Genomic DNA, 6,427 nt, shown 5'->3' on the forward strand with positions numbered 1-6,427 from the left:
ACTTCGAATCGGTTGAACCATGTGTGAAACGCGTGGCGTTGGGTCGCCTCTCGTTTTGGCTCAGCAGTCCTGTAGGTGCGCGACGCTTTGACCTGCAACGTCACGGTTTTCGTCATCCCATCGTCGCGACGCTTCAAGACCGCAAGATCGACACCTTTCTCTTGCCGGGAAAGCGGGATCCATACCGAGTAGCCATGCCTCTTGGGCAAATCTTCCTGGAGACGTTCAGCGAGGACAAACTCCGACCATTGAAGTGTAAAAATGGGATCCATGCACACACCTGCATCTGAATCTGCCCGAGGAAAAGCACGACCTCACGCCTCCACGATGCTTCGTGCCTTGACACCCAACTCAGCGCATGTCCATCCACGATGAAATCGCCACTGACTTTTCTGAAATCCTCCAGGAGTTTGGCAAGATCATCATTTACGAGGACCGAGAGATCGCCGCCCTGATCTCCGAGCCCATGCTCTCCAGCGAACTCGTGCTGGGTGGCGAAGTGGATGACATCCGCTTCACCGCCAAGGTGCTGCGTTCCTCTCTTTCCGAACTCCCGCGCAGCGGCCAGATCGTCCACTGGAATCATGCGGACTACCGCATCAAGGCCGCGATGAGCCGTCCGCCCCATGCGATTGTGACCCTCGAACTCGGCCCTGTCGATCCTTGAGCCATGCGTGTGACCGGCAAAGTCACGGGCCTCGACCCGATCAAAAAGAAGATCGCCCTCTTCCCCAAAGAAACGCAGCGACCGATGGACAAGTTGCTCATCCAGGAAGTGCGCACACTGGCCGTGGAGTGCGCACGGGTGACGCTTCCCTTCGGTCTCACCGACAAGCCCTACAAACGCCTCGCCGCGCGCATCGCCGCCGACATCAAGCGCATCTTCAAGCGTGCTGACAACCTCGGTGGCGCTTTCAAGCAACTCGAAGCAGCCGACCCTGACATGACCCGCCAATACTGGCACGCCAGCAAGAAAGGCGAACCGGAAAAGGCCCGCCGACTGCTGCGAAAACTCTGTGCCAAGGCCGGCATTCCCATCGGAGCCGTCCGCGCCTATCTACACCGCAAGGCACGAACGGCACGCTACGGCCGCGTGCCCGAGGACGCCAAAACGCTGGCCATCATTTCCAAAGGCGAGGCATTGGACCGCTACATCACCAAGGTTCAAAAACAGATCGGTGCGGTCAAGGCAGGCTGGATCGCCGCTGCCAAGAAACTTGGTGGAACAGTGCGCGGAATCCCACGCTGGGCCAACACCGGTGCGCACAAGAACTCGCAGGGAGATGCCGTGGTGAAGCGCGGCCAGAAAGGCAGCCACATCGAACTGCACAACCAGGTCAGCTACGCCACGACCGCCTGCGATGTCGGCAACCTGCGTTCAGCGGAACGTCGCGCCCGTGTGCGATTGCAACACGCTTTGGCCGAAAAACTGAAGGCGATGGCAGAGCGTGCGTTTCGACAAGGCAAGTAGGGCATGGAAGCACAACCCTCGCTCGAATACCGCCTCGCCCGACTCATTGCCGATTACCTCACCCACGTCCAGCAAACCGGCGGACTTCCCACCGTGCTGAGCATCGGCTTGGGCCTCGAGATGAGCAGCCGCCAGCGCCCATGCGTCGTCTGTCACATCGACACGCTGGAGTTCCCGCACCCGAAGCTCATCGAAGCATCGGGGCTCATGCTCCTCCACACGCACGCCGATGAAACCCCGGTCCTCACCGAGGCCATCTGGACTGCGGCATTGCGCTCCGCCCTGGCCAACGTCGGCACGCTCTTCGCCTGGATCGCCACCCTTCCCGAGGCGGAACGCACCGGTTGGGACCTCCGGCGCCTGCGCATCACCCGCAGCGAGAGCGAACTCAACCGCGAGGAGCGCACCCGCACACACACCACGCGCTTCACCCTCAGCGCCCAGTCCGCCGAATTGACATCCGCCGCCTGAGCAAAGCCATGCCCGTCCAAGCCATCATCGAACACGGAGCGCGTCCCGCCTACGATCTCGCCGACGAGTCGGGCGTGCTGGTCAACAAGCTCTCCATCAAACCGACCCGCGAGTATGTGGAGCGCAAAAACAGCCAGCGCATGGTCGCCTATGTGCGGGCCGAGAACCCGCGCATCACCTTTGAGTTCTCCGGCGTGATCGTGGGCGACACCGCCACCGGCTTCGCGGACCAGCATCCCGGCACGGCCATCACCGCCCTCGCCAACTTCCAGAACTCGATCCACGGGTTTTCACCCACCGAAGGCAAGATCATCTACAAGGACCCAACCCGTGAACTCAGCGACACGGACGAGCCGCAGGTCAGTTTCACCGCTGAGATGTTCCCCGGCATCGCGGCATGATCGAAGGATGGTGGCCCACTCACAGCCTGAGTCTCGCCGCCTGCCTCGGGGCCCTCGGGATGCCGATACGCACCGACGTGGTGCTCGATGAGCGCAGTGGCGAAGAACTCACCACGTTCTACGTGGGGCTGCAATCGCTCTGGAACACACTGACCACCGATGGCCTGGTGAGCGACTGGAAATCCGGACGCCTGGAGACGGCTGATGCGCTGCATCCGTTTCTGTGCGGCCTGCGGGCATGCCATAACGCAACGGCCATCGCATCCTCGTTGCGCAACGATCATCCCCAGCGCCTGGTGCTCACGGCCTCCGACCACGCCACCCTCTATGCCGAGGGCGACGAACTGCCGAGCCTGCGACAAGCCGACGAACTGATCGAAACATCCGACTTCGAGTTGGTGGCGGCCCTGGGAGTGATCGGCAACCCCATGATCGAGCACGAGCGTGGATTGTTCCGGCTGCCGCGATGGGGCCACTCGATCCTGAGCGCCACAGGCGAATGGATCCGGCATGACGCCCAAAACCTTGTCACCCGCCTCCGCGACGGCAGCCTCGAACAAGACGATCCCCAGCACCCGCTGGTAAGCGCCTACAACGCGAGGGCGGTGCACGCTCAACTCACCCGCCATCTCAACGGCACCGTTCGCCGCGTGCTGCTGCGCAAGCCTCGTTCTCTGCGCTCGGCCTTCGTCCCGGAGAACGCGAGCGATGACATGCTCGACCGTGTGCAACGCCATTTCCGAATCGCATGAAAACCACGCCTCCACTCAAGATCGATCCCGAAACCCCGAAGCCCAAACGCAAAGTCCACCGCGACCATGTGCCCGAGGCCGTCATCAACGCCGCGCAGGAGGAGCGTGAAGCTGCCTTCGACGCGGAACACTCATGGCCCGTGTGGGATGAACAGCGAAACTGCTTTGAGCCCGTCACTCTGCACGGCTACACATCCGGACGTGAAGCGCTCTTCTACAAGCTGCGTGCCGCCGATGGCGCACTGCCGCTGTCCAAGACGCTGGAGCAGCTCACCACGTTCCTGGCTGATGCGATCAAGATCCTGTGGCTTTGCAGTCACGAACCGGCCGACTGGCGTGGATTGCGCGGTGATCTGCCAGCCTTCCTCGAAGCCGTGGAGGCCTGGGGTGATCGCAACGTGCCGCGCAGCAAGCAGGTCGAGGCGGTGAACCTCGCACTCCAAATCTTCAACGAGGCCGGCATCAATCAGGCCGTGGCCGAACCCACGGACCGCGCAGACTCGGGAAACTAGCCCTGCCCGTGGCTGAAGCGCAGTATGTGGCAGTGATTGCGCGCGGCACGGGCTGGACCGAGGACTACATCCGCTGGCAACTGCCGCTCTCGCGAGGCCGTGCCTATGTGCATGCGTTCCGCCTCATGGAAGGCGACGCGATGATGTGGCCCGACCGCAGGTTGTCGGAGACCGGGCGATGGTGGGAGCGGGTGTCACGAGCTGGTTGGAGAACTAATGCTCCTAAATTTGCACAGAAAAAATCAGTGCACTCAGCCACCATAATGCAATTCTCGCCTCATAGCCAACCCAACGCATGAATCATAACCTGTCCTCATCCTGTATCTATACCATTCGTCATTCAAGAGCTCTGGCGGATGATTATGGGGCAGGCGGTTCCGGCACATTCAAGGAAAAGGCTCGATGGGTAACTGGAAGCAGAATTCACCAACAAGCCTGCAAAGCGAAGAAACGTGTTCCTATTCTATTCGGCCCAGCCGAGGCAGACACGATCGACGGAGTATCTTACTGGGGCTTGATTGATGCCATCACTCTCAAATCACAAGGAACAGAGATCTCGTTTTCATCGCTCCAAAAACTCCCGCGAAAGCATCGTCTTTCATCACTCAGAAAACTCAGCGACGACGCCCCACTGTCAGACAATTACATCCGACCATACGTTCCATGTAAAACGCCAAAGTTCATATTATCGGCTCCAGTTTCGAGTCAACTTGCGCTACACGATATTGAGGCCGAGGAGATTTCCGCTCGCGAGGGGGCGATTTCCGCTCGAATGCATCTGCACCGCGAGCGTGATCGCACAATTATTGTTGCGAAACGTAAGCAAGTTCTGTCATCCACCGGAAAACTAGCCTGCTCAGTCTGCGGCTTCGATTTTCGCCAGTTCTATGGTGAAATTGGAGAGGGTTTTTGCGAAGTTCATCATCTCTGTCCACTTGCAATTGCAGGCAAGGAAGTTCAAACCCACTTAGATGATCTGGCCATCGTCTGCTCAAATTGCCATCGAATGATTCACATTTGCCACCCATTCCTGACGATCGCGGAACTCAAGGCGAGAATTCGGGCTGCCTGATGTGCCAACGTTTCGTGCCGGTTTGACACTGCACGCTGCCTGCGATGGCAGCACCAAAAGTCGAACTAGGCTGGGACAACAGCGACCTGCAGGCCGGGGCGGCGAAGGCTCAGGGCATCCTGTCAGGGTTTGCAACGCGTGCGCGTGGCACGCTCAGCCGGGCGATGAGCGCCGACGTGGTCGGTGGCTTTGGCCAGCTCACGGCGGCGGTTGGATCCATCGCTGGACTGAAATCCGTCATCGACGAATTCGACCGGCTGGGTGACCTGGCCATCCAGCTCGATACCAGCGTCGAGAGTCTGCAACGCCTCGGTGCGATGGCCAAGCTCTCCGGTTCCGATGTGGACACCCTCTTCAAAGGCGTCTCCAAACTCACGCGCTCGCTCGCCGACTCGGAAGGCGCTGACAAGACCGCCGAAGCACTGAGGGCGCTCGGTGTCAGCGCCTCGCAACTGCGCACCTTGTCGATCGAGGACCAGGTGCTCGCGCTCTCCGATGCGTTCATCAACGCCCGCAGCCGCGGCGAAGGTTTCGCGGAGGTGTTTGATCTGATGGGCCGCAATGGCGCCGAACTCATTCCCCTGCTCGTGCAGGGTCGCGAGGCACTGCAGGCGCTCGCCGACACCCCCGTGCTGAGCCAGGAGCAGGTGGAACGCCTCTCCGTTTTCAACGACCAGCTCGATGCAGGCATCCTCAAGCTCAAAGCATGGACGGCTGACGCGCTGCTGAATGTTTCCGACTTTGCGACGGTCACCGGCGTGGCCCTCTTCGGTGGACTGGGTGGCAGTTTCAGCGAACGCATGGAAGTGGCGACCCAAGCGCTGGCTCAAGGCAAGATCGAGGCTGAGGAGGCAGCCGCAGCCCAGGAGAAGCAGCGCCAGGCCGCGAGGGAAGCCGCTGAGTGGGCCAAGAAAATCGCCGACGCGCAGAAGGCAGCCGCCGAGAGCATCGAGAAGGGCCAGAAGGAACTCGAAGCGCAGGAGAAGCGCATGCAGGGCATCCGCGACCAGATTGACCAGGCCAAGGAAGCCAACCTCAAACAGCAGCTCAGCCCGGAGGAGAACCTTGAATATGCCAAGGGCAAGGTGGCGGATCTCGAAGCCGCGATGAAGGCCGCGCGTGAGAAGGCCTACATGGAAGGCATGGGCGGGCAGGACACCGAGGAAATCCTCCAGTTCGAATTGCAACGCCAGAAGCTCCTCGGTGAAATCCTCTCGCTCGAAGAACAGATCAGCAACGAGAAGGAGCGGCAACAGAAGGCGGAGGCGGAAAAGAAAGCCCAGCAGAACGAAGCCCGTGCCGGCATCGCCAACGATCTTCAAGTGCTCGACCTCCGCGCCCGTGGCCGCACCAAGGAGGCGGACGCTTTGGAAAAGCAGCTTCGCATCCAGGCGGAGGCCAAACGCATTGCCGAGGAAACGGGCATGTCGCAGGAAGAGGCACTGCGCATTGCCAAGGCCAAGTCCGACCTTGAGGACAAGGCGGCCAAACGCGGCGAGCGCACCGAAAACGGGCGGAAGCGCATCATGGGCTACTCCCGCCCTGCGGGCCTGCCATCCTTCGGCGGACTGGCCTACTATGACGCGCTGCAGGAGAAAAACTCCAACGGGCAGTACAAGTATGACGCCTTCTATCGCGGCACCGACCGGCGATTCCAGACGGGTCCGCAGCGCAAGTCCGCCCTCGAACGCGCCGGTGAAGTGCTGCGCGGCAAGGCGGTGGCCAACCAGTCGGGCGGGCGGGGTTCC

General features: G+C 60.9%; 9 protein-coding genes. 8 read left to right on the forward strand and 1 reads right to left on the reverse strand.

Going from position 1 to position 6,427, the window contains the following annotated elements:
• On the reverse strand, positions 1–272 hold a 272-nt coding region (locus tag KDL09_RS05365), incomplete at its 3' end, for a hypothetical protein (protein WP_294382362.1).
• Positions 273–358: 86 nt separating this feature from the next.
• Between KDL09_RS05365 and KDL09_RS05370 the strand changes: the two genes are divergently transcribed.
• The 8 genes from KDL09_RS05370 to KDL09_RS05405 all read left to right on the forward strand — a co-directional run.
• Positions 359–667: a hypothetical protein gene (locus KDL09_RS05370; protein WP_294382364.1), complete on the forward strand. Its 309-nt coding sequence runs from the start codon at positions 359–361 to the stop codon at positions 665–667.
• A 3-nt stretch (positions 668–670) separates the two neighbouring features.
• Positions 671–1,471, forward strand: coding sequence for a hypothetical protein (locus KDL09_RS05375; protein WP_294382367.1), 801 nt, complete (start codon positions 671–673; stop codon positions 1,469–1,471).
• 3 nt (positions 1,472–1,474) lie between these two features.
• A complete protein-coding gene (locus KDL09_RS05380) occupies positions 1,475–1,942 on the forward strand; it encodes a hypothetical protein (RefSeq protein WP_294382370.1) in 468 nt (155 codons plus the stop codon).
• Between the two features lie 8 nt (positions 1,943–1,950).
• The gene (locus tag KDL09_RS05385; protein WP_294382372.1) at positions 1,951–2,343 is read left to right on the forward strand and encodes a hypothetical protein; all 393 of its coding nucleotides are present in this window, start codon (positions 1,951–1,953) and stop codon (positions 2,341–2,343) included.
• Positions 2,340–3,095, forward strand: a complete 756-nt coding sequence (locus KDL09_RS05390; protein ID WP_294382375.1) for a hypothetical protein — start codon at positions 2,340–2,342, stop codon at positions 3,093–3,095. Before KDL09_RS05385 ends, KDL09_RS05390 begins: the two co-directional genes overlap by 4 nt.
• Entirely contained in the window at positions 3,092–3,607 is a 516-nt protein-coding gene (locus KDL09_RS05395) for a hypothetical protein (RefSeq protein WP_294382379.1), read from the forward strand. Before KDL09_RS05390 ends, KDL09_RS05395 begins: the two co-directional genes overlap by 4 nt.
• A 295-nt stretch (positions 3,608–3,902) precedes the next feature.
• Entirely contained in the window at positions 3,903–4,679 is a 777-nt protein-coding gene (locus KDL09_RS05400; RefSeq protein WP_294382381.1) for an HNH endonuclease, read from the forward strand.
• Between the two features lie 44 nt (positions 4,680–4,723).
• The coding region (locus tag KDL09_RS05405; RefSeq protein WP_294382383.1) for a hypothetical protein at positions 4,724–6,427 on the forward strand (1,704 nt) is incomplete at its 3' end.

Origin of the sequence: Prosthecobacter sp. (assembly GCF_020439865.1) — a bacterium.
Taxonomy (GTDB): domain Bacteria; phylum Verrucomicrobiota; class Verrucomicrobiia; order Verrucomicrobiales; family Verrucomicrobiaceae; genus Prosthecobacter.